Annotated in this window: 25 protein-coding genes; 14 read left to right on the top strand and 11 right to left on the bottom strand. The window is 68.0% G+C overall.

Annotation, left to right across the window (positions count from 1 at the left end):
* Positions 1 to 49 precede the first annotated feature (49 nt).
* Positions 50 to 1,507, top strand: coding sequence for an Asp-tRNA(Asn)/Glu-tRNA(Gln) amidotransferase subunit GatB (gatB, locus tag KB879_RS00425; RefSeq protein WP_211980521.1), 1,458 nt, complete (start codon positions 50 to 52; stop codon positions 1,505 to 1,507).
* 85 nt (positions 1,508 to 1,592) lie between these two features.
* Positions 1,593 to 2,363, top strand: a complete 771-nt coding sequence (gene tam, locus KB879_RS00420; protein ID WP_013955196.1) for a trans-aconitate 2-methyltransferase — start codon at positions 1,593 to 1,595, stop codon at positions 2,361 to 2,363.
* 4 nt (positions 2,364 to 2,367) lie between these two features.
* On the opposite strand, the gene KB879_RS00415 is transcribed toward tam, so the two are convergent.
* Together KB879_RS00415 and KB879_RS00410 are read right to left on the bottom strand one after the other, a co-directional pair.
* Positions 2,368 to 2,754, bottom strand: coding sequence for a VOC family protein (locus KB879_RS00415; protein ID WP_211980520.1), 387 nt, complete (start codon positions 2,752 to 2,754; stop codon positions 2,368 to 2,370).
* A 31-nt stretch (positions 2,755 to 2,785) separates the two neighbouring features.
* Positions 2,786 to 3,223, bottom strand: coding sequence for a PaaI family thioesterase (locus tag KB879_RS00410; protein ID WP_013955194.1), 438 nt, complete (start codon positions 3,221 to 3,223; stop codon positions 2,786 to 2,788).
* Between the two features lie 174 nt (positions 3,224 to 3,397).
* On the opposite strand from KB879_RS00410, the gene KB879_RS00405 reads away from it, so the two are divergent.
* The 6 genes from KB879_RS00405 (at position 3,398) to KB879_RS00380 (ending at position 8,599) form a co-directional block, all read left to right on the top strand.
* The gene (locus tag KB879_RS00405; protein WP_041228265.1) at positions 3,398 to 4,219 is read left to right on the top strand and encodes a CHAD domain-containing protein; all 822 of its coding nucleotides are present in this window, start codon (positions 3,398 to 3,400) and stop codon (positions 4,217 to 4,219) included.
* A 72-nt stretch (positions 4,220 to 4,291) separates the two neighbouring features.
* Complete coding sequence (mnmE, locus tag KB879_RS00400; protein WP_013955192.1) at positions 4,292 to 5,719, top strand: tRNA uridine-5-carboxymethylaminomethyl(34) synthesis GTPase MnmE; 1,428 nt, start codon at positions 4,292 to 4,294, stop codon at positions 5,717 to 5,719.
* Between the two features lie 107 nt (positions 5,720 to 5,826).
* Entirely contained in the window at positions 5,827 to 7,071 is a 1,245-nt protein-coding gene (locus KB879_RS00395) for a glycosyltransferase (protein ID WP_211980519.1), read from the top strand.
* 41 nt (positions 7,072 to 7,112) lie between these two features.
* Positions 7,113 to 7,682, top strand: coding sequence for an OB-fold putative lipoprotein (locus KB879_RS00390; RefSeq protein WP_013955190.1), 570 nt, complete (start codon positions 7,113 to 7,115; stop codon positions 7,680 to 7,682).
* A 31-nt stretch (positions 7,683 to 7,713) separates the two neighbouring features.
* The gene (locus KB879_RS00385) at positions 7,714 to 7,917 is read left to right on the top strand and encodes a hypothetical protein (protein ID WP_013955189.1); all 204 of its coding nucleotides are present in this window, start codon (positions 7,714 to 7,716) and stop codon (positions 7,915 to 7,917) included.
* Positions 7,918 to 8,056: 139 nt separating this feature from the next.
* Complete coding sequence (locus KB879_RS00380) at positions 8,057 to 8,599, top strand: Sbal_3080 family lipoprotein (protein ID WP_013955188.1); 543 nt, start codon at positions 8,057 to 8,059, stop codon at positions 8,597 to 8,599.
* A 91-nt stretch (positions 8,600 to 8,690) separates the two neighbouring features.
* Here the strand turns inward: KB879_RS00380 and KB879_RS00375 are convergent, their stop codons facing one another.
* From KB879_RS00375 to KB879_RS00365, 3 genes are all read right to left on the bottom strand, one after another.
* Positions 8,691 to 9,665 (bottom strand): M14 family metallopeptidase, encoded by a 975-nt coding sequence (locus tag KB879_RS00375; RefSeq protein WP_211980518.1) that lies wholly within the window; start codon positions 9,663 to 9,665, stop codon positions 8,691 to 8,693.
* Between the two features lie 110 nt (positions 9,666 to 9,775).
* Positions 9,776 to 10,744: a tripartite tricarboxylate transporter substrate binding protein gene (locus KB879_RS00370; RefSeq protein WP_013955186.1), complete on the bottom strand. Its 969-nt coding sequence runs from the start codon at positions 10,742 to 10,744 to the stop codon at positions 9,776 to 9,778.
* Positions 10,745 to 10,866: 122 nt separating this feature from the next.
* Entirely contained in the window at positions 10,867 to 11,811 is a 945-nt protein-coding gene (locus KB879_RS00365) for a LysR family transcriptional regulator (RefSeq protein WP_211980517.1), read from the bottom strand.
* Between the two features lie 98 nt (positions 11,812 to 11,909).
* Here KB879_RS00365 and KB879_RS00360 point away from each other — a divergent pair, with 98 nt between their 5' ends.
* A complete protein-coding gene (locus KB879_RS00360; protein ID WP_211980516.1) occupies positions 11,910 to 12,740 on the top strand; it encodes a MerR family transcriptional regulator in 831 nt (276 codons plus the stop codon).
* Positions 12,741 to 12,791: 51 nt separating this feature from the next.
* Here the strand turns inward: KB879_RS00360 and KB879_RS00355 are convergent, their stop codons facing one another.
* Together KB879_RS00355 and KB879_RS00350 are read right to left on the bottom strand one after the other, a co-directional pair.
* On the bottom strand, positions 12,792 to 13,496 hold the full coding sequence (locus tag KB879_RS00355; protein WP_153954984.1) for a tetratricopeptide repeat protein: 705 nt from the start codon (positions 13,494 to 13,496) through the stop codon (positions 12,792 to 12,794).
* 154 nt (positions 13,497 to 13,650) lie between these two features.
* The gene (locus KB879_RS00350; protein WP_211980515.1) at positions 13,651 to 14,622 is read right to left on the bottom strand and encodes a magnesium and cobalt transport protein CorA; all 972 of its coding nucleotides are present in this window, start codon (positions 14,620 to 14,622) and stop codon (positions 13,651 to 13,653) included.
* A 231-nt stretch (positions 14,623 to 14,853) separates the two neighbouring features.
* Between KB879_RS00350 and minC the strand changes: the two genes are divergently transcribed.
* The 4 genes from minC to KB879_RS00330 all read left to right on the top strand — a co-directional run bounded on the left by minC (position 14,854) and on the right by KB879_RS00330 (position 18,305).
* A complete protein-coding gene (gene minC / locus KB879_RS00345; RefSeq protein WP_211980514.1) occupies positions 14,854 to 15,678 on the top strand; it encodes a septum site-determining protein MinC in 825 nt (274 codons plus the stop codon).
* A 66-nt stretch (positions 15,679 to 15,744) separates the two neighbouring features.
* The gene (minD, locus tag KB879_RS00340) at positions 15,745 to 16,560 is read left to right on the top strand and encodes a septum site-determining protein MinD (protein ID WP_013955180.1); all 816 of its coding nucleotides are present in this window, start codon (positions 15,745 to 15,747) and stop codon (positions 16,558 to 16,560) included.
* 21 nt (positions 16,561 to 16,581) lie between these two features.
* Positions 16,582 to 16,836, top strand: coding sequence for a cell division topological specificity factor MinE (minE, locus tag KB879_RS00335; protein WP_010811451.1), 255 nt, complete (start codon positions 16,582 to 16,584; stop codon positions 16,834 to 16,836).
* 365 nt (positions 16,837 to 17,201) lie between these two features.
* Entirely contained in the window at positions 17,202 to 18,305 is a 1,104-nt protein-coding gene (locus tag KB879_RS00330; RefSeq protein WP_013955179.1) for a porin, read from the top strand.
* Between the two features lie 49 nt (positions 18,306 to 18,354).
* On the opposite strand, the gene KB879_RS00325 is transcribed toward KB879_RS00330, so the two are convergent.
* Positions 18,355 to 18,516: a hypothetical protein gene (locus KB879_RS00325; RefSeq protein ID WP_249221230.1), complete on the bottom strand. Its 162-nt coding sequence runs from the start codon at positions 18,514 to 18,516 to the stop codon at positions 18,355 to 18,357.
* Positions 18,517 to 18,700: 184 nt separating this feature from the next.
* Here KB879_RS00325 and KB879_RS00320 point away from each other — a divergent pair, with 184 nt between their 5' ends.
* Complete coding sequence (locus tag KB879_RS00320; protein WP_211980513.1) at positions 18,701 to 19,381, top strand: response regulator transcription factor; 681 nt, start codon at positions 18,701 to 18,703, stop codon at positions 19,379 to 19,381.
* A 32-nt stretch (positions 19,382 to 19,413) separates the two neighbouring features.
* Here the strand turns inward: KB879_RS00320 and KB879_RS00315 are convergent, their stop codons facing one another.
* From KB879_RS00315 to KB879_RS00305, 3 genes are all read right to left on the bottom strand, one after another.
* Positions 19,414 to 20,397 carry a tripartite tricarboxylate transporter substrate binding protein gene (locus KB879_RS00315; protein WP_211980512.1) on the bottom strand — a complete coding sequence of 328 codons (984 nt, stop codon included), beginning with the start codon at positions 20,395 to 20,397 and terminating at the stop codon, positions 19,414 to 19,416.
* 105 nt (positions 20,398 to 20,502) lie between these two features.
* Positions 20,503 to 20,802, bottom strand: a complete 300-nt coding sequence (locus KB879_RS00310) for a hypothetical protein (protein WP_013955175.1) — start codon at positions 20,800 to 20,802, stop codon at positions 20,503 to 20,505.
* 45 nt (positions 20,803 to 20,847) lie between these two features.
* Positions 20,848 to 21,762 (bottom strand): EamA family transporter, encoded by a 915-nt coding sequence (locus KB879_RS00305; RefSeq protein WP_211980511.1) that lies wholly within the window; start codon positions 21,760 to 21,762, stop codon positions 20,848 to 20,850.
* Between the last annotated feature and the right edge of the window lie 87 nt (positions 21,763 to 21,849).

The following is a 21,849-nucleotide window of genomic DNA, read 5'->3' as shown; positions in this document are numbered from 1 at the left end:
CGGCGCCGCCGCTCCACCGCAACAGACAGAACCGAACAGGAATACCGCCATGCAATGGGAAGTGGTGATCGGCCTCGAAACGCACGCTCAGCTTTCGACGGCCTCCAAGATTTTTTCCGGCACCTCCACCGCCTTCGGGGCCGAGGCCAATACGCAGGCCTCGCCGGTGGACCTGGCGCTGCCGGGCGTGCTGCCGGTGCTCAACAAGGGCGCGGTGGAGCGCGCCATCCAGTTCGGCCTGGCGATCGGCGCCACCATCGCGCCGCGCAGCATCTTTGCGCGCAAGAACTACTTCTACCCCGACCTGCCCAAGGGCTACCAGATCAGCCAGTATGAGATCCCGGTGGTACAGGGCGGCACCATCACCATCCAGGTCGAAGGCAAGAAGGGCGAGTTCTACGAGAAGACCGTCAACCTGACCCGCGCCCATTTGGAAGAAGACGCGGGCAAGTCCCTGCACGAAGACTTTGCCGGCATGACCGGCATCGACCTGAACCGCGCCGGCACCCCGCTGCTGGAAATCGTCACCGAGCCCGACATGCGCAGCGCCGCCGAAGCCGTGGCCTATGCCAAGACGCTGCACTCGCTGGTGGTGTGGCTGGGCATCTGCGATGGCAACATGCAGGAAGGCAGCTTCCGCTGCGACGCCAACGTGTCGGTGCGCCCGCTCGGCCAGAAGGAATTTGGCACCCGCCGCGAGATCAAGAACCTGAACTCGTTCCGCTTCCTGCAGCAGGCCATCGAGTACGAAGTGCAGTGGCAGATCGCCGAGATCGAGGACGGCCGCAAGATCCAGCAGGCCACCGTGCTGTTCGACCCGGAAACGGGCGAAACGCGCGCCATGCGCACCAAGGAAGACGCGCACGACTACCGCTACTTCCCCGACCCCGACCTGATGCCGCTGGAGATCGACGCGAGCTGGGTCGAGCGCGTGCGCGGCGAGTTGCCGGAGCTGCCGGCAGCGATGCAGGCGCGCTTTGTCTCGCAGTACGGCCTGTCGGCCTATGACGCCACCACGCTGACCGCCACCAAGGCCTTCGCCGCCTACTACGAGGCAGTGGTGGCCGACGCCGGTGCCGCCAACGCCAAGCCCGCAGCCAACTGGCTGATGGGCGACGTGGCCTCGCAGCTCAACCGCGAAGGCATCGCCATCGATGCCGCGCCGGTCACGCCGGCGCAACTGGCGAAGCTGCTGACGCGCATTGCGGACGGCACGGTGTCGAACAACACTGCCAAGAAGGATGTGTTCCCGGCGATGTGGGCCGGCGAGCATGGCGGCGATGCCGATGCCATCATCGCGGCCAAGGGGCTGAAGCAGATGTCGGACAGCGGCGAGCTCGAGAAGATCATCGACGACGTGCTGGCGGCCAACGCCAAGTCGGTCGAGGAATTCCGCGCGGGCAAGGAGAAGGCGTTCAATGCGCTGGTCGGGCAGGCGATGAAGGCCACCAAGGGCAAGGCCAATCCGGCGCAGGTGAATGAGCTGCTGAAGAAGAAGCTGGGGTAATGGGAAAAGGGCGGGCTGACAGCCCCAGCGAACCGCCAGCGGCAGGCGTATCCTACTGGCCTGCCCTAAGCATCAGGAGATCCCCATGAGCTGGTCCGCCCACCAATACGTCGCCTTCGAAGACGAACGCACCCGCCCGGTCCGCGACCTGGTGGCTGCCATCCCCAATCAGACCGCGCGCAGCGCGGTGGATATCGGCTGCGGGCCGGGCAATTCCACCGAGGTGCTGCTGGCGCGCTATGCGGGGGCGTCGGTGACCGGGCTGGACAGCTCGCAGGACATGGTCGACGCGGCGCGCAAGCGCCTGCCCGACGTGCAGTTCCGCGTGGCCGACATCGGCGCCTGGGACGAGGCCGGGCCCTATGACGTGATCCTGGCCAATGCCGTGCTGCAGTGGCTGCCTGACCACGCCAGCCTGTTCCCGGCACTGGTATCCAGGCTCGCTCCCGGCGGCACGCTGGCCGTGCAGATGCCGGACAACCTGGAAGAACCCGCGCACCGGCTGATGCGCCAGGTGGCGGCGGATGGCCCGTGGGCCGAAAAGCTCGCCGGCGCCAGCAAGGCCCGCGCCGAGCGCGCCCCGGCGCAGTGGTACTACGAGCTGCTGCGCCCGCTGTGCCAGCGCGTGGATGTATGGCTGACCACGTACCACCATCCGCTGGCGGGCGGCCCGGCCGCGGTGGTCGAGTGGTTCAAGGGCAGCGGCCTGCGCCCCTTCCTGCAGCCGCTGGACGAGGCCGAGCGCGCCGCCTACCTGGCGCGCTACGAAGCCGAGATTGCCAAGGCGTACCCGGCGCTGCCGGACGGGTCGGTGCTGCTGCCGTTCCCGCGCCTGTTCATCGTCGCGACACGCTGAGGCCCTACGCAGGCTTGTGGCAGACCGCTTCGATGTTGTGCCCGTCCGGGTCCAGCACGAAGGCGCCGTAGTAGTCGGAATGGTAGTGCGCGCGGATGCCCGGCGCGCCGTTGTCGCGCCCGCCCGCGGCCAGCGCCGCGCGATAGAAGGCATCGACGGTCTCGCGGCTGTCCACGCGGAAGGCCACGTGCAGCGGCGGCTGGTTGGGCGTGCCGCGGTGGATCCAGAAGTCGGGTTGCCCCGGCGGGCCGAAGCCGGCCACGTCGGTGCTGCCGGTGACGCTGGCCGGGAACTCCTTGTCCAGCACATAGCCGATGGCGCCCAGCGCCGCCTGGTAGAAGGCGCGGCTCTTGCCGTAGTCGCTGACGCTTACGCCGGTGTGGTCGATCATGGGTCGCTTCCTTTCAAGGGTGGGAGGGCGCTCAGGCCAGGTCCAGCACGCTCATGGTGGCGTTCAGGCGGCTGACCAGCACGGATTCACCGTGGACATCGGCAAAGACATCCGCCTCCACCACGATGATCGCGCGGCCGGACTTGAGCACATCGGCACGGCAGCGCAGCCGTTCGCTGCGCACGGCCCTGAGCAGGTTGATCTTGAACTCCGCGGTGACCACGTGCTGGCCTGCCTCCAGGATGGTCGATGCCGCCGCGCCCGCGGTGTGGTCCGCCATGGTGGCCTGCACGCCCGCATGGACGATGCCGCCATGCTGCAGGTGGCGCGGCGTAATGGCCAGCGTGGATTCGCACCAGCCTGGCCCGCAGTCCGCCAGCGAGATGCCGACGTCGTTGACGAAGGCGGTCTGGCGGAAGCCCGCCTCGATGGTGTCGCGCAGCAAAAGCCGTTCCTGTTCGGTGGTCATGGCTGTTCCTTGTCGGGTCACTGCATCACCGGGATGTGCGCATTGCAGCGTGAAGGCACGGGGCTGTCAACCATCCATGCGTCTTTTACGCCGCGCCGAAGCGGGCCGGCGTGCTGTCGCCTACACTGGAAGCATCCGCGACCCGCATGCGCGCCTGAGCGCATGCAGCCCGCCATGATCGCCGACGCCCATCCCCCCACACTGCACCGCAAGACGCGGCCCGCCGCCGCCTTTGCCGCGCTGACGCAGGCAAGCCTGGCGCGCATGGAAGCAAGCTTGGCCCAGTTGCTGCACCGCGACGAGGCCGAAGACCTGCACGCGCTGCGCGTGGCGGTACGCCACGCGCGCGCGGTGCTCTGGGCCCTGGGGCCGTCGTTGCCGCGGCAGGAGCGTGATCGCTGGAAGCATGACCTGCGCATGCTGGCGCGCGCCACCAGCGATGTGCGCGACTGGGACGTGTTCCTGGCCGAAACCATTGCCCCGGCACGCAAGCTGGAACCGGACGATACCGTGCTGTCGGCCATCGCCGACACCGCCCGTGAGCGCCGCGACACCGCACGGCAAACCATGCTGTCGGCCCTGGCCGGCTACCGTGACTGGCCACTGCCCGCGCTGCATCGCGACCTGGCGCACCTGGACCATCTGGCCGCCCGCGCCCGCAGTGACGGTGGCCGCCTCGGGCCCCTTGCGCGCAAGCGCGTGCGCCGCGGCCGCAAGCGCCTGCGCGCGCTGGCAAAGGCTGCACGCCGCGGCAATCCTCGCGCGGTGCATGAACTGCGCATCGCCGGCAAGCGACTGCGCTATGTGATCGAGGCGTTCGCGCCGGTGCTGCCATCCCGCTACAGCAAGGACCTGCATCGCAAGCTGGTCAAACGGCAGGCGAAGCTCGGCCGCTTTGTCGACGGCATCGTCGCGCGCCGGCTGCTGGCCGACTGCCTGCAGGCGCAGGCAATGCCGGACGAGGCGCCGCCGCAGCCGCTGCCCGGCGCCAGCTGACCACCCCGCCCGCCATGGCGGCCTGCCCACCGCGTGCCACGCCAACTGCACCCGATCTGCGACAATACCGCCATGACTGCTCCCCAGGTTCCCATTGCCGCCATCGCCACCGCGCCCGGACGCGGCGGCATCGGCGTGGTGCGCGTGTCGGGCCCCAATGTCGGCCCGGTGATGCGCGCCGTCTGCGGCCAGGCGCTGAAGCCGCGCCACGCCACCTACCTGCCGTTCCTCGATGGCCATGGCAAAGTCATCGACCACGGCCTGGCGCTGTATTTCCCGGCGCCCAACTCCTATACCGGCGAAGAAGTGCTCGAACTGCAGGGCCACGGCGGCCCGGTGGTGATGCAGATGCTGCTGACGCGCTGCCTGCAGGCGGGCGACGGCATCGGCCTGCGCCTGGCGGAGCCCGGCGAGTTCACGCGGCGCGCCTTCCTCAACGACAAGCTCGACCTGGCCCAGGCCGAGGCTGTCGCCGACCTGATCGAAGCCAGCACCGAGGCCGCGGCGCGCTCAGCGGCCCGTTCGATGGAGGGCGAATTCTCCAACGCCATCCGCCAGCTTGTGGATAAGGTCATCCACCTGCGCATGCTGGTGGAAGCCACTCTGGACTTCCCCGAGGAAGAGATCGATTTCCTGGAGCAGTCCGACGCCCGCGGCCAGCTTGCCACCATCCGCACCGAACTTGGCGGCGTGCTGGCGCAGGCGCGCCAGGGCGCGCTGCTGCGCGAGGGCCTGTCGGTGGTGCTGGCGGGCCAGCCCAACGTGGGCAAGTCGTCGCTGCTGAACGCGCTGGCCGGCGCGGAGCTGGCCATCGTCACGCCCATCGCCGGCACCACGCGCGACCGCGTGCGCGAGACCATCCAGATCGACGGCATCCCACTGCATATCATCGACACCGCCGGCCTGCGCGAGCACGCCGCCGACGAAGTCGAGCGCATCGGCATCGAACGCACCTGGGACGCCATCCGCCGCGCCGATATCGTGCTGCACCTGGTCGACGCCACCGACTACCTGCGCCACGGCCTGTCCGAGACCGACGACGCCATCGACGACCAGCTCAGCGGCCAGCTGCCGCCGGGCTCGCCGATCGTGCGCATCGTCAACAAGATCGACAAGGCCCCCGCGGTTGGCGATGTCGTCTTCGGCGGCAACCGCCCGCATGTGGTTGCGGCCAACGGCCCCAACCCGACCGAGATCTGGATCTCGGCGCGCACCGGGGCCGGCATTGAACTGCTGCGTCGTGAACTACTGCGGCTGGTGGGCTGGCAGTCAGGCAATGAAGGCAACTTCCTGGCGCGCGAACGGCACCTGACGGCGCTGCGGAATGCGCAATCGCACTTGGATATCGCCGCGGAGCAGGCCGAGCACCAGGCGCAGGCGCTGGACCTTTTTGCCGAAGAGCTGCGGCTGGCGCAGGATTGCCTGAACAGCATTACGGGTGAGTTCACCAGCGATGATCTGCTGGGGACGATCTTTACGCGTTTCTGCATCGGCAAGTGATACCCGCAGCCGCGGCCCCATGTCGCGGCGCGGAAGGCGCCGGTACAAGTAAACTGCAGGCTACTCGCTGACATGCCGGCGCCGGGCCCTTCGGCGCCTCTCCCGCCATGCGCCTGACCCTCATCACCTTCGGTACCCAGGGCGACTGCCGCCCCATGGTCGCGCTGGGCCTCGGCCTGCGCGCCGCCGGCCACGACGTGCTGATGCTGGGCGAACGCTCGGCAGCCACGCTCGCGGCAGAGCACGGCCTGGCCTTTGCGCCGATGGCGGGCGATATCCAGCAGACGCTGGCGCCCGGCGGCGCGCTGCACAAGCTGATGACCGAAGGCGGCAACGTCGCCGAGGCCACGCGGGCATTCGCGCGCATTGCCGAGGACAACACCGAGGCGTGGATGGCACAACTGGCGGAAGCCGCGCGCGCTGCCGATGGCATCGTGTTCTCGGGGCTGACGGCGTATGTGGCGCTGTCGGTGGGCGAGCAGTTGGGCAAGCCGGTGATCGGCGCGGGCATGTTCCCGATCTCGCCGACGCGGGCCTTTCCGTCCGCGCTGCTGCCGCCGTTCAGGATGCCGGGGTGGGCCAATCGCGCCAGCCACCACGTGATCAACTTCGTGCTGTGGCGCATGTTCCGTAGCGCGACCAATGCTGCGCGCTCCAGGCTGTTCGGCGCGTCGGCGCGCAAGGCGATGTGGGCGGACTTTCCGACGCTGTACGCGATCTCGCCGCAGCTGGTGCCGCGTCCGCATGACTGGCATGACGACTGGCTGGTGAGCGGCGCGTGGACCATGCCGCCGCAGCCGGACTGGCAACCGGACGCGCCGCTGCGCGACTTCCTGGCGGCCGGCGAGGCGCCGCTGTATATCGGCTTTGGCAGCATGGCGGGCTTTGACCGGGACAAGGTGGTGACGGCGCTGATACAGGCGGTCGATGGCCGGCGCGCGCTGTTCTATCCGGGCTGGAGCGGCATCGACGTGGCGGCGTTGCCATCCAGCTTCCACGTGGTAGGCGCCACCCCGCATGACTGGCTGTTGCCGCGCGTGTCGGCGGCAATCCATCATGGCGGTGCGGGCACCACGCATGCAGCCGCGGCAGCGGGCGCCCCATCGATCGTGCTGCCGTTTGCGGGCGACCAGTTTTTCTGGGCGGGCCGGCTGGCGGCACTGGGCGTGGCGCCGCGCTATGTCGCCGGGCACAAGATCGACGCGCCGCGGCTGGCGTCGATGATCGCCTTCGCGGAGCAATCGGCCACGCGCGAACGGGCCGCCACGCTGGGCCGCGCGATGGCCGCCGAGCGCGGCGTCGACCATGCCGTGGCGGCGATTGAGCGCTTTTGCGGCAGGCAGGGCGCATAATCCCGTTCCGCCTTCCGCATTCACTGACGCAGGACCTTCCGATGTTGAACCGTACCCAGCAAATCCTTATTGCCATCGTCGCCGTGGCTGTCCTTGGCATGTTGTGGTTTGCCGGCAATGACCGCCGCGACGATGTCGGCGGTGCCGCACCCGAGGCGCAGGCCGAAGCCAGCGCGGTGCCGGCAAGCGTCGTGCGCGGGGTGCCGCGCGATGGCACGCTCGACCCGATCAGCATCGACCCGGAGCGCCCCGCGGACCGGCTGCCGCAGCTCCAGGCCGACACGCTGCTGAATGACTACCGCGGCAACCCCAAGGAAGCCGACACCCGCTACCTGGGCCAGTACCTGATCGTCGAAGGCGTCGCCAGCGGCATTCGCCGCGAGGGCAACCAGGTCTTTGTCGATATCCGCACCAACGATCCCGGCGTGAATGTGCGCGCACTGCTGCTGCAACGCCAGATCTGCGGCCCGGCAGGGCGGGTGTGCGAGGTGGAAGCCCGAGCCACCATGGTGCGGCGCGGCCAGAAGGTCGCGCTGGAATGCAACGGCGCCGGGCTGGCGGATGGCGCACCGCTGCTGCGCGACTGCCTGCTGCGCGGCGGCGCCAACTGATCGCGCTTGTCCTAGATTCCGGAGTCCCGCCATGCAATCCGTTCTGTCCGTCCTAGCCATCCTGATCATGGTTGCCACCATCGTCGGCGTGGTTTCGCCCGCCTGGCTCAGCCAGACGCTGTTTGGCGGCAGACCCGTCACGCGGCTGCAGGTCGTAGTCATCGGGGTCTGCCTTGCCGGGCTTTGCCTGGTCCTGGTGGGTCGGCTGGCGCAAGGCGGCGGCGCGGGCGGCTGAGCCGCCACCCCGGCGCAGAAGCGGCCGTTTTGCGCTTCTGTTTGGACGATTGGATCGGCGTACCGGCGCCTACAGTGTGAAGGTATGCGGTGGCCACTGTGTCTTGCAGGGCAGCCCGCCCCAGCCACACAGGACATCCATGTACAAAACTCTGCTGGCCGCAGGCCTTGGCCTGCTGATCACCGCTTGCTCGACCTACCAGGCAGTGACCCCGGTCGACCGGCCCGACCGCACCGATCCCCTTGTCGCGTTCCAGGTGCCGGCTGGCGGCGGCCCGCTGGGCAACTACGGCGCCAACGGCACGCTGCTGTGCGTGGTGGTGAATCCGGTCACGGGCAATGACTTTGTCGAGAGTTTTCTCTCATCGCTGCGGCGGCGCAATTTCGAGGTGAAGGTGCTGCAGGCGCAGACCTCGATCGCGGCGTGCCCGGTGGTGGCGCTGTACACGGCGCGCAGCGCCTGGTACTGGACTGCGTACCTGAACAGCGCCGATATCACCGTGTTCCGCAACGGCGACCGTGTCGGCAAGGCCATTTATAACGCCAACCGCAGCGCGGGCGGGCTCAACCTGAGCAACTTCGTGCAGCCGTCGTCCAAGCTGGATGAACTGGTCGAACAGCTGTTCCCCGGCATGCTGCCGCCGCCCCCGCCGCCGGCGGGCACGGCCGCCCCGGCGGCCTAGCCTGTCTGCAGTCAACCGAAGGAGGGCCGGACCATGCCGCTCTGCGCAGCCTCTTGCCGGGCGCAGCCGCGCCCGGCCCAGCGTACCCGCATCAGCGCTCCAGCCGGCCCAGGCGCACCACGGTCACGCCCGGGCGCAACTGGCGCAGCGACGGCATCACCAGCACGCAATCCGGATACGGCGTCACTACCGGCTCGCCGTCGCGCCAGCCGATTACGGTCCCGGCCTCGGTAAAGGTCTCCAGCCCGGTATAGGGGCCGGCAAAGCGGAAATCCATGCTGGTGGCCACCACCGGCTCGGTCACGCGCACCACACGCTGCGTGGCGGGCAGCGGTTGCAGCCAGCCCGCGGGCAAGTCCATTGCATCGATCACGCCGGCATGCAGCAGGAAGCGCGCGGTGCTGTCCTGCGCCACGGTCACGGCGGCGGGCTCCCAGTGCTGGCCGCATTCGATCAGCAGTGCATTGCGCGCGCTGGCGGCATCGCCAAAGCCATCGTAGTCGCGCATGCGGCGGCCTTCGGGGTGGCCTTCGTCGACGATCACATCGGCCGGCGCGCCCAGCGCGCGCGCCAGGGCGATGCCCTTGTCGAGCGGGCCGGAGACGATCAGCGGCCGGCTTTTCTCGTGCATCGAATGCAGGTCCAGCAGCAGGTCGACGGTATCGATCACCGGGCGCATGGCGCGAGCGCGGCGCAGCTCCGATGAATCCAGGCTGGCGTCATCCAGCACCCTGGCGGTCCATACGCGGTTGAAATCCTGGTCGACAAAGCGCGATGCGTCGGGCCTGGCGGCATCGAAGCGGTGGTACGCGTCAACGTTGGCAAACGCCAGCGTCAGCCGGCCGCGGCGCGGGCGCAGGCCGTGGTCCAGCAGCGCCTTGACGGCGATGGCGCCGCAGACCTCGTTGCCGTGGGTCAGCGCGTTGACCATCACGTGCGGGCCAGGCTGGCCGCTGTCGAAGGTGAACAGGTAGGGGATGCCGGTGTTGCCGGCGGCGCAGGCGCGGATGTCGGGGAATGCGACATTGACGGGGTAGGCGTCGATCGGTGCGGTGGGCTGGGTCATGAGAATCGGTGCGTTCAGGGTGCCTGGCGGGTCGGTGCCGCCGGGTCGTGTTCTGGGGATCAGGTTGAGGATGGGCGGCGGGATCTTGCCAGCGCCGCCTGCCCCAGCTCTTACTCGTGAATGCCAGCCGTCTGCACGATGGTCCGATAGCGCCCCGTCTCGCGCTTGATAAAGCTGCCGAACTGCGCCGGATTGGCCGGCGCCACTTCCACGCCGGCTTCTGCCAGCTTCTTCTTCACATCCGGCATGGCCAGCACGGCCTGCATCTCAGTGTTCAGGCGCTCCACCACCGCTTGCGGCAGCTTGGCCGGGCCCATCAGGCCGAACCACACGCCCATGTCGACGCCCTTGAGCGCGGGCGTCTCGGCCAGCGCGGGCACGTTCGGCGCCACCGGCGAGCGCTTGGCGTTGGTCACGCCGTAGGCCTGCACGCGGCCGGCCTGGATATGCGGCAGCGCCGACGACAGCACCATCACCGCCAGGTCGATCTGGCCGCCGAGCAGGTCGGTGGCCATGGCCGACGCGCCCTTGTATGGCACGTGCGTGATATTGACCTTGCCCTGCTGCTTGATCAGCTCGCCGGCCAGGTTCAGCGGCGTGCCCACGCCCGACGAGGCATACGCCAGCTTGCCCGGCTGGGCCTTGGCCAGCGCGATCAGCTCGGCCGCATTCCTGGCGGCCAGGCCGGGCTTGCCGACCAGCACCATCGGCTGGGTGCCGACGAAGGTCACCGGCGCCAGGTCCTTCTCGCCGTCATAACGCACGGCGGGGTTGGTCAGGCGGGCGATCGACACTTCACTGCCCGAGCCCATCAGCAGGGTGTAGCCGTCGGCCTCGGCCTTGACCACCTTGGCCGCGCCGATGGTGCCCCCGGCGCCGCCCAGGTTCTCGATCACCACGCTCTGGCCCAGGCGCTTGCCCAGTTCCGGGGCGATGGTCCGGGCCACCAGGTCGACGCTGCCGCCGGCGGTGTAGCCCACCACCAGCGTGATCGGCTTGGCGGGCCAGGCGGAGGCAACGGCGCCGGCGGAAGCGGCAAGGCAGAGTGCGGCAGCGGCCGCGCGCAGGATGGTCTTCATGGTCTTGGCTCTGGGGGTCCCGGAATGGTTGTTGTGGAGCGATGGTAGTGAGCGCGCAACCGGCCCGGCGTGCAGCTTTGGCAAGGGGGGTTGCCGATTCGGCAATGGTGGCCGAAGGCGCATCAGCGCGGTGCCCGCACCGCCGCCTGCCAGAAGGCCTCGGCCAGCGGGCGCATCGGCGCGCGCGGGCGGTACAGGCGGATATCGAGCGCCAGGTCGCCGCCATCATCGCTGCGTACGCCGCCGATGGCGCGCACCAGGCGCCCGGCGTGCAGGTCGTCGGCAATCAGCCGTGCCGGCAGCCAGGCCAGGCCCATGCGCTGGCGCACCATCTCGTGCACCGACTCGGCAAAGTCGCTGACCGCGATCACGTCCAGCCGCGGCGCCAGCTTGCGGCGCGCGATCTCCTGGTTGACCATGCGGCCAAGTGTCAGGGTCTCGGCGTAGGCGATCATCGGAACCGGCTTCGCCGCAGCTTTGCCGGTCGCCAGCCGGTGCAGCGGCGCGCCGCGCCCATCGGCAGCGCTCACACACACCAGCCGCTCCACGCCGGCCAGGTGGAACTGGTAGCGCGCGTCATCCAGCATCACCGGCAAGTCCGGCGGGCTGTAGCAAAGCAGGAAGTCGGCATCGCCCTCGGCAAACATGGCCAGCGCGTCATGCATCGGGAAGGTCGACAGCCGTGTGCGGAAGCCGGCCGCCGCGGGGTCGTGCCGCAGCGCCTCGCGCAGGCCCGCCAGCCACACCGGCACCATCGAGCGTGCCAGGGTCTTGCCGGTGGCGATGGTGACCGTGCTGGCGTCGGCGCGGTGCGCGGCGCGCAGCGCCAGACGGGTCTCGTCCAGCGTGCGCAAGGCGCTCTGCGCGGCTTCAAGGAACTGGCGCCCTTCGGCGGTCAGCCGCACCGGGAACGCGCTGCGGTCGATCAGCGGAGCGCCGGCCCAGACCTCAAGCGCTTGCATGCGCCGGCCAAACGCGGGCGGGGTCACGTTGCGCAGTTCGGCGGCGCGCGCCAGGCTGCCGGCCTGGGCCAGGCAGACGAAGTCTTCGAGCCAGCGGATATGCATGGAGGGCGGACCGTTGAGGGTGGGGCGGCAATGCCCTCATTATCGGCAAAACCGGCCGCCACCTTTGCCTGCCGCATTCCTCGGTTAGAATTTTTCGCATGACACTGATCCGGCGCCGCCACCCATCGTCCCCGACCAGCCAGGCGTCCGACACCACGCCGCCCGCCCCGGAATACACCATCGACGAGCTGGCGCGCGTGGCCGGCACCACGGTGCGCAACGTGCGCTCCTACCAGGACCGCGGCCTGATCGATCCGCCGCAGCGGCGCGGGCGCGTGGGTATCTACACGCAGGCGCACCTGGGGCGGCTCAAGCTGATCCACCACCTGCTGGCGCGCGGCTACACGCTGGCCAATATCACCGAGCTGCTCAAGGCCATCGTCGAAGGTCACGACCTGCGCTCGATCCTGGGGCTGGAGACCGCCATCAGCAGCCCGTGGACCAACGAGACGCCGCGACACTACTCCTACCTGGCGCTGGCGCGGCTGTTCGGCCGCGCGATCTCGCGCCCGGCCCTGGCCAAGGCGATCTCACTGGGACTGCTGGAACCGGACGGCCTGGGCTATCTCGCGCGCAGCCCGCGCGCGCTGGCCGCGGGTGCGGAGATCGCCCAGGCGGGCTTTGCGCTGGAAGACGTGCTGGAGATCATCGCCCAGTCGCGCGGGCATTTCCAGGCGGTATCGGACCATATCGTCGCTACCGTGGTGCGCGAGCTGGACCGCTTCGGCGTTGGCAAGCTGCCGCCGCCGCAGGACGTGCCGCGGCTGGTGGAGATCCTGTGGCGCATCCGCCCGCTGGCGCTGGTGATGGCGGAGACGGAGATGATGCGGGCGCTGGAGATTTCGGCCAACAAATACCTGGGCGACCGGGTGGCGGCGATCATCGAGCATCTGCATGATGAGGAAGGCGGGGGCGGCGGACACAGGTGACAGGCATGCGAGGACATGGTTAACGCTTCCGGGCACAGTCAGCCCGCTGCGCTACCTCGCTGCCCTTCCCCGCACCGACTCCTCCAGCAACGACCGCAACTTCGCCAGCGCGCCCGGATCGCCGTGCGCGGCTGAGCGCGCATACCAGATCTTGGCCTGCTCGAGATCCCGGTCGACCACCCCGGGCTCGCCGTGCTCGTAGAAGCTGCCGACGATGTATTGCGCACCGCCGTCGCCGGCACTGGCCGCGCGGCTGTACCACGTGAACGCCTGTCCGTAGTCGCGCGGCACGCCCCGGCCAGTGAAGTAATTCGTCGCCAGCGCCATCTGTGCCTGCACATGCCCACCCTGTGCGGCCAGCGCATACCAGCGGTTGGCTTCCTCCAGTGACTTCGGCACCAGTTCGCCGCGCTCATAAAGGTCGCCCCAGGTGTACTGGGCATGCGTCATCTGGTTGTCGGCCGCTTTTTTCAGCCAGACCAACGCCTCCTGCGGGCGGGCGGCGGTGCCCTCGCCGCGCAGCAGCATCATTGCGTAGTTGAATTGGGCCAGACGGTTGCCCCGCCGGGCCGCGTCGGCAAAGCCGCGCAGGGCCTGGTCGAAGTTGCCCGCTTCATACGCGGTGACCGCGTCGCGGGTCTGGGCCTGCGCGGGGGCAGACGGCTGCGGTGCGGAGGTCGCCGGCTGCATGCACAACAGCCATGCGGCGGTGGCGCCGGCGAGCAAGGCGGCAATCGGGGGGCGGGCAATCGACATGGCGGACTCCGGGTACAGCGCCTTCCTGATTCCAGTGTAGGAGTCAGGGCACCGCGCCGGTAGGCAGGCGCGGTATCGCCGGAATATCCATGCGAATAATCAATCAGCCACAATATCTGCCACGATCATTCATCGTGCAGATAAAACCAGGTATTCAGATCCACCCGGCCCGATGCAGCCGCCGCCACAGTCCCCCGCAGGCGACCGCGGTCACGCCGATCACCGCCGGGTAGGCGAAGGGGACTGTCAGCTCAGGCATGAAATCGAAGTTCATGCCGTACAGGCTGAAGATCACGGTCGGGATCGCCAGGATCGCGCCCCAGCCAGCCAGGCGCTTGACCACCTCGTTCTGGCCCACGGTGACCAGCGCCAGGTTGACCTGCACGGCGGTGGTCAGCATTTCGCGCACCACGTCGAGGGTGCGCACCAGCCGGCTGGCGTGGTCTTCGATGTCGCGGAAATAGGCGCGCAGCTCCTTCGGCACCAGGTCTTCGTGCAGCCGGATCAGCTGGCCGCACATGTCTTCCACCGGGCTGACCGCATTGCGCAGGCGCAGCACCTGGCGCTTGATCTGGTACAGGCGCTCGATCGCCTTGCGGTCGAACTCGTCGCGGAAGATGCCCTCCTCCAGCGCCTCGAAGGTGTCTTCCAGGCGCGTGACGATGGGCATGTAGTGGTCGACGATAAAGTCCATCAGCGCGTACAGCACATAGCCCGGGCCATTGGCCAGGCCGTGCGGGTCCTGCTCGCAGCGCTCGCGCACGGGCGCATAGGTGCTGCTGACACCGTGGCGCACCGAAACCACATAGTTGGGGCCGACAAAGAGATGGGTCTCGCCGACCACGACTTCATCTTCCACCAGTTGCGCCGTGTTGAGCACCACGAAGACCGAATCGCCGTAGGACTCGAGCTTGGGGCGCTGGTGCGCATCGAGCGCATCCTCCACCGCCAGGTCGTGCAGGCCGAACGCCTGCTGGGCCTGGCGCAGCAGCGCGAGGTCAGGCTCATGCAAGCCCAGCCAGACAAAGGTGCCCGGCACGTCCAGCACTGTGCGGATCTCCGCCATGCCCACCGTGCTGAGCCGCTTGCCCTGCCGGTAGGCCACGCAATTGACGATGGCGCCCATGGAAAACTCCGCTGATCAGATGGCGCAATCGTAACAAGCCTTTACGCTGCGCCGGACTTGATGCGCGTTGCCCCGCGCGGCAAACCACGCTGGCCGCACTTACCCGGCGCTACGGTGTGCCGTGCACGCGCATATGGAACCCACGCGCCACCTGCTGTACATATCGATCCAATTGTTACAGTTCGCGACAGATACGACGTTAGAATGTGGCATTTCCACGGTCACCCGGCTATGTCCCAGAAGAAATCGCCACGCTTCGAGCTGCGCAGTGGCAACGTAGACGCCCTCCTTCTCGCCCTCCAGACCGCCGACATGGCTGCGCTGCGGGATGACCTCCTCTCCCGCTTTGAAGCCACCCCCGACTTCTTTTCCAATGACGTGATCGCGCTGGACCTGCGTGCGCTGGAAGATGACAGCGAAGTCGCGCTTGGCACCGTGATCGAGACGCTGGCCACGCTCAAGGCCCGCGCCATCGGCGTGGTGGCCCGCCCCGGCCAGCGCGAGTGGGCCGAGCGCTTCGGCCTGCCGCTACTGGACAGCCAGGCCCGCCGCGGCAGTGGCGCCGATCGCGCCACCGACCGCGCCACCGACCGCGCCGCCGAGGCCAGGGCCGCAGCCGCGGCGGAACAGTCCGCCGCCGAACAGGCCGCGCGCGAGGAATCCATCCGCGCCGCCGCGCAGGCCACCACCGACGCCGCCGTGGCCGCTGCCATCCGCCAGACCCAGACCATGCTGATCGACAAGCCGCTGCGCTCGGGCCAGCAGGTCTACGCGCAGGGCGACGTGGTCATCCTGGACGTGGTCAGCTACGGCGCCGAGGTGATTGCCGAAGGCAACATCCATATCTATGCCCCGCTGCGCGGCCGTGCGCTGGCGGGCGTCAAGGGCAACACCGGCGCGCGCATTTTCAGCACGTGCATGGAGCCTGAACTGATTTCCATCGCCGGCATCTACCGGACCGCGGAGCAGACGCTGCCGGCCGATGTGCTCGGCAAGACCGCCCAGGTGCGCCTGGCCGATGAAAAACTGATTCTCGAAGCGCTGCGGCTCAAGTAACCGCGCAGCCCTCGGGACCGAATTGCAGAGAGCGCAAGCTTCAACTTATTACTGGACCAAAGAGCCATGGCAAAAATCATCGTTGTGACCTCCGGCAAGGGAGGCGTCGGCAAGACCACCACCAGCGCCAGCTTTGCCGCCGGCCTGGCCCTGCGCGGCCACAAGACTGCCGTGATCGACTTCGACGTCGGCCTGCGCAACCTTGACCTGATCATGGGTTGCGAGCGCCGCGTGGTGTACGACCTGATCAACGTGGTGCAGGGCGAAGCCAACCTGCGCCAGGCACTGATCAAGGACAAGAAGTGCGAAAACCTGTTCATCCTGCCGGCCTCGCAGACGCGCGACAAGGATGCGCTCACGCGCGACGGCGTCGAGAAGGTCATCAACGGCCTGATCGAGATGGATTTCGAATTCATCATCTGCGACTCGCCCGCCGGCATCGAGTCGGGCGCGCTGATGGCGATGTACTTCGCCGACGAGGCGCTGATCGTGACCAACCCGGAAGTGTCGTCGGTGCGCGATTCGGACCGCATCCTGGGCATCCTGGCGTCCAAGACCAAGCGCGCCAGCGAAGGCGGCGACCCGATCAAGGAACACCTGCTGATCACCCGCTACAACCCCAAGCGCGTGCATGGCGGCGAAATGCTGTCGCTGACCGACATCCAGGAAATCCTGCGCATCAAGCTGATCGGCGTGGTGCCGGAGTCTGAAGCCGTGCTGCACGCCTCGAACCAGGGCACGCCCGCCATCCACCTGGAAGGCAGCGACGTGGCCGACGCCTATGGCGACGTGGTGGACCGCTTCCTCGGCAAGGACAAGCCGATGCGCTTCACCGACTACCAGAAGCCGGGTCTGCTCTCCCGCATCTTCGGCAACAAGTAACGGTCAAGGAGGGCTCACCCCATGTCGATCCTTTCCTTCCTGCTGGGAGAGAAGAAGAAGTCCGCGTCGGTCGCCAAGGAGCGGCTGCAGATCATCCTGGCGCACGAGCGCACCGGCCATTCCGCGCCCGCCGACTACCTGCCCGCGCTGCAGCGCGAGCTGGTGGCGGTGATCTCCAAGTACGTCAAGATCGGCGACCAGGACCTGCGCGTCAGCCTGGAACGCCAGGACAACCTCGAGGTGCTCGAGGTCAAGATCGAAATCCCGCAGAACTGAGGACGGATCCGGCGCTGCCGGATTCGTTCCTCCTCCTTCGGTTTTCCCGCACTTCCCGTCTTTCCGCCGACCGCGGCGCCGCTTGCGCGCCGGGGTCGGCCGGCCTCCGTTCTCCCTTTCGTGATTCCCCGCCAGCCCAGTGTGCAGGCCAGCTTGCCAGCGCTGCCAAAATGCCCCAATTCGGAATTCTGTAGCGGCGAGACAACGGATTTGCACCAAAATCCTGCTTGAAAGCGCAGCTTGGCGGAGTTTTGTGTCCTTGTAGCTTACGTTTTGTTAAATTTTCGCGGCGTCTACAAGACACGTAGACCTCGTCCACGCCGTGATCCGGCGGAGAGAACAGTACAAGACAGAAAAGGAGCACCATGAAGAAATCGGCCATCGTCCTCGCAGCCGGCAGCCTGTTGGCAGGTTCGGCGTTCGCCCAGTCGTCCGTTACCCTGTACGGTATCGTTGACCAGAGCATTCGCTTCACCACCAATTCCGACGCCCAGAACCACAGCCAGACCCAGCTGAGCAACGGCGCGGTCACCAACAGCCGCTGGGGCCTGAAAGGCAGCGAGTCCCTGGGCAACAACCTGAAGGCCATCTTCCAACTGGAAAACGGCTTTGATCCGGATACCGGCAAGGCCAACCAAGGCGGTCGCCTGTTCGGTCGTCAGGCATATGTTGGCCTGAGCGGCGATTTCGGCGCCATCAAGCTGGGCCGCCAGTACACCGAAGGCTTTAATTTCTTCGGTGACTACGATCCGCTGACCATCGGCAACTACGACCAGAACGCCTGGCCCTTCTTCCTGACGCAGTTCCGCAGCGACAACGTGATCAGCTACTCGGGCAAGTTCGGTGGCCTGAACGTTGGCGCCAGCTATGGCTTCGGCGAGAAGCCTGGCAGCTTCACGCACGCACAGACCAACCCGCCCAATGGCAACGCACCGTATTTTGGCGCCCGCGCTGCATACGAATCCGGCCCGTGGGGTATTGGCGGCGTGTACCAGGAATTCCGTGACACGAACGGCAACAAGCAGCAAATGTGGGGTGCCGCCGGTAAGTACGCCTTTGGCCCGGCCAAGGTTTTCCTCGGCTACATCGGTGGCAAGGATAAGACCGGCCTGATCGACGCCGCTTTCTTCACGCCGGCGAACAGCGCAAATCCGATCCCGGCTGGTGGCAATTACACGGCAAGCCCGCGTAAGGACAACATCGGCTACATCGGCGCGACCTACCAGGCCACTCCGGCTCTGGCGCTGACCGGCGTGTTCTATGGTGATCACATCAAGAACACCAACGGTCTGGCCGATGTCAGCGGCAACCGCTACACCGGCGTTCTGCTGGCCGAGTACTCGCTGTCCAAGCGTACCCAGGTCTACGGCACCGTGGACTACAACAAGGTGACCGGCGGCGCGAAGACCCAACTGCCGGGCAGGGACAACCAGCTCGGCCTGGGCGCAGGTATCCGCCACATCTTCTGATCGTTGTCTGATCAGTCTGGCGCAAAGGCACCTTTCGGGGTGCCTTTTTTCATGCGCGCGGCCGGCGCCGCAGCCACAGGTACCAGCCAGCCGGCGAGGCGGCTTCGCCCATCGGCTGCAGCGGCACCAGCACGCCGCCATGGCGCGCCACCACGCGCTGCGCGCACAGCAGCGCCAGCCGCGCGGCGCTAACAGGACACCAGCGGGACAATTAAGACCGCGTTGCCTTCCGCACGAATAGGAAAGACCTCAATCTCGACTTTCAACAATCTTTTACTTCTCGCCTCAGCGGGCCGCTCCTACCATGGGCTTCGCTGCGTGCCGAGCGGGACCGCAGTGCCATGCTCTGTCCATCCATCGGCGCATTCCGATGCGCCCGCGCAGGAGCCACTCTCGTGAACATCGCCGCGCTGCAGGCGGACCCGACCCTCGCCGTCAGCATCGAACAGACCCTGCGCCTGAACGGGCACCAGTGCGCGCGCTATCTCAGCGGACGCACCATGATCGGCGCGCTGCGCGGCAGGTCGTTCGATCTGCTGATGCTCGATTGCGATGCGCCGGGGATCCCGGCCCTGGAAGTGCTGGCATGGGTGCGCCGCACGCTCGGCAACGAGATGCCCGTAATTCTGACCGGCACCTCCAACGAAGAAGCCTTCGTCGCGGCCTGCTTTGCGCAGGGCGCCGACAGCTACGTGCCCAAGCCGCTGCGCACGGCCGAGCTGGCCGCGCGCGTGCTGGCGCTGTTGCGCCGCGCCAGGCCGGCGCGCGACGAATGCGACCTGGAGCACGGCGTATTCCGCTTTGCCACCGCGGAGCGGCGCGTGTGGGTCCAGGGCAAGCCGGTGCTGCTGGCCCCCAAGGAATTCGACCTGGCGGTGCTGCTGTTCCGCAACCTGGGTTCGCTGGTGCTGCGCCAGACCATGGCCGACCAGGTCTGGCGCTACCACATGGACCCGGCCTCGCGCACCGTGGACAGCCACCTGTCGCGCGTGCGAACCAAGCTGGCGCTGTGGCCGCACAACGGCGTGCGGCTGTCGTCGGTGTATGGACTGGGCAGCCGACTGGATGCGGCTTAGAACCCGTTTCAGAATGAAATGGGTTCTAAGCCTCAATCGGCCTTGATGCCCGCTTCCTTGACGATTCGGGCGTTCTCCGCGGACTCTTCGCGGATGGCCCTGGCAAACTGCGCCGGCGTGCCGCCGGTCGGCACCTCGCCGCCCTTGAGCAGGCGTTCATGGACTTCCGGCTCGGCCAGCGCCTTGTTCAGTTCGGCGTTCAGGCGGCTGATGATGGCCGCGGGCGTCTTGCCCGGCGCGAAGATGCCGAAGGTCGAGGTCAGGTTGGCCTTGGGGTAGCCCAGCTCGGCCAGCGTCGGCACCGAGGGCAGGCTCTCCAGGCGCCTGGGCGCGCCCACCGCCAGCGCGCGCAGGCGGCCGGCCTGCATATGCTGGGTCAGCACCGGGCTGGCGTTGGTGCTCATCACCTCGAACTGGCCGCCGAGCGCGTCGTTCATCTGCTGGCCCGCGCCCTTGTACGGGATCAGCGTGATATCGGCCTTCGACTTCTGCTTGATCTGTTCCAGCACCACATGGCCGACCGTGCCCAGGCCCGACGTTGCCCAGCGCACCGAGCCCGGCTTGGCGCTGGCCTGGCCGACCACGTCGGCAAAGCTCTTGCCGCTGAAGCCGGAGGTGGCCACCACCAGCACCGGCGAGTACATCACGCTCATCACCGGCGCCACGTCCTTCTGCGGATCGTAGTTGACGCGCCCGACATGCGGGTTGAGCGTCAGCGGGCTGGTGGCGGCAAAGCCCAGCGTGTAGCCGTCCGGCGCAGCCTTGGCGACGGCATCGATGCCGATGCTGCCGCCCGCGCCGGCCTTGTTCTCGACCACCACCGAAGTGCCCATCTGCGCCGACAGCCGCTCGCCGAACGCGCGCGCCACGGTGTCGCTGATGCCGCCGGTCGGGTAGGCGACGATCAGGCGGATCGGGCGGCTGGGATAGGCGTCGGCAGCGGCGGCAGGCAGTGCGGCAGCACCGCTGGTCACGCACAGGGCGGCCAGCAGGGACGAGCGGAAGGGGAAGGCCATGATGGAAATGCGGGAGAGATTTCGACAGGAAGGCGCCGGGCGCGGCAGCGGATTGACGGCCTGGCGCGGAGCAGTCGCTATCTTAGCCGATCGAAACCTGCGCGCTCAGCGCACCAGCGGGCGTTCCGGCACCCACGAGACAAAGAGTTCATTGGCCCGGTCATACAGCCGCCATACCGTGCCGCAGTCGCGGCAGGTAAAGGAAAGCATGCTGAACGGCACGCCGGCGGCGCTCTGGCTCACCAGCGGCACCGTGCCGCGCAGCGCCAGGCAGGACGGCGGCTCGCGCCGGCGCGGGTCGGCGGCGAGCGCCAGGCAGCGCTCGCAGGCAGGCGTAGCAGACGGTGCTGACGCGGCTTGAATGGATGGCGGGGACGGGGGCACGGCAGACTTCATGCCCGCCATGATGCCGCAAAACGCCGCCCGGCAGCAGCCGCTGACGCAATCGGATCAGGCCGGCTGCGTGCGCGCCACCGCGGCGGGCGTCGCCGCGCGCTGGCCCAGCCACACGCTGCCCAGCACCAGCAGCGCGCCAGCGGCCTGCATCGCCGTCAAGGCCTGGCCCAGCACCAGGAAGCCGAGCACGGTGGCACTGACCGGGCTCAGCAGCCCCAGCGCCGCCACCGCGGACGACGGCATGCGCCCGACCCCGCGGAACCACAGCGCATAGCTGAAGCCGGCCCCGACAATGCTCAGCCACGCATAGCCAAGCCAGTTGGCCAGCGTGAAATGCCCGGGCAGCGGTTCCAGTACCAGTGCGAACGGCAGCAGGAACAGCCCGCCCGCGCACAGCTGCCATGCCGTCAGCACCAGCGGCGAGACCGGCGGGCGCCAGTGCCGCGTCAGCACCGTGCCCACCGCCATCGATACCGCCCCGGCCGCTGCCGCCGCCACGCCGATGGCGTCGAGCCGCGCGGCCGGGCCCAGCACCAGCAGCGCCACGCCCAGCAGCCCGCCCACGCCGGCCATCCAGGCGGCCGACCGCGGGCGCGCACCGAGCCAGGCCCACGCCAGCACCACCACGATCAGCGGCTGGATCGCGCCGACCGTGGCGGCCACGCCGCCCGGCAGCCGGTACGCGGCGATAAACAGCATGGCCTGGAAGAAGCCGATATTGAGCACGCCCAGCACCGCCGCGCGCCACCACCAGCTGCCGCGCGGCAGTTGCCGACCGAAGGCGAGCATCGCCAGCCCGGCCGGCAGGGCCCGGATCACGCCTGAGAGCAACGGCTGCCCCGGCGGCAGCCACTGGCTGGTGACCAGGTAGGTGCTGCCCCAGATGGCCGGGGCCAGCCCGGTCAGCAGGATGTCCCTGACGGTCACGCCACCGGGAGCGGTCCGGATGGAGGATGCAGTCGTCTTCATTTCAAGTTTCTTGACATCAAGATAAATCAACTTTACGAAGCCGATTGTTTGATGTCAAGATACTTCGGTGTTCCTGCCACCCGCGTA

Source organism: Cupriavidus sp. KK10 (assembly GCF_018223725.1).
GTDB classification, from domain to species: Bacteria; Pseudomonadota; Gammaproteobacteria; order Burkholderiales; family Burkholderiaceae; genus Cupriavidus; species Cupriavidus necator.
Note: the sequence above shows the minus strand (reverse complement) of the source record. Positions and strands in the feature narration are given on the sequence as shown.